The organism is Pseudomonas sp. P1_A1 (genome assembly GCF_056406935.1).
This window is the reverse complement of sequence record NZ_JBFTZE010000054.1, coordinates 1-568: the sequence shown is the minus strand read 5'-3', so window position 1 is coordinate 568 and position 568 is coordinate 1. Positions and strand designations below refer to the sequence as shown.

Annotated in this window: 1 protein-coding gene; it reads right to left on the bottom strand. The window is 37.9% G+C overall.

The genetic code is table 11. The annotated features are described in order from the left end of the window. On the bottom strand, positions 1–411 hold a 411-nt coding region (locus tag AC1D2Q_RS29545; RefSeq protein ID WP_477815551.1), incomplete at its 3' end, for a YbjQ family protein. Positions 412–568 lie beyond the last annotated feature (157 nt).

Genomic DNA, 568 nt, shown 5'->3' with positions numbered 1-568 from the left:
GTTTATTTTCTCAATACTAACATTTTCAAATTTTTGATTTGTATCAATATTTGATATTGGTTTGCTTATAATTTCGGCGATAGCTGCTGTACCTACGCATGTTATCATGAACATGGCCATACCTTTGCCAGATATTTCATCAATATCAACCTTTAAACCTAATACACAATTAGCTCCGATTTCAAAAGCTGATATCTTTATGCGTTCAATGGCCTCATCATAAAGAGATGACAATTGTCTTTGATAGCTTCCGGATCTGCCACCAAAAAAATCGGTAACCAAAGCGGATATGTCACTAAAAACATTAGTTCCAGCTACAACGTGGGCAGAAACAGGTTTTAAATATTTGATGATTTTAATTTCTCCCAAATCGGAAGTGGTTACCACAAGGACTTGTTTAGGTGAGGACATCGATTTAGTTTGGTTCTTTATAAAATATATACTGGTTACTTACCGCTCAAAAACCCGTTCTCTTCCAGCCAGTTCGCGGCCCAATCAAACCACTTGTCTTTGTTTTTTGAGTTAACCATCCCAAAGCCGTGGCCTCCCTCCTGGAACAGGTGCATCT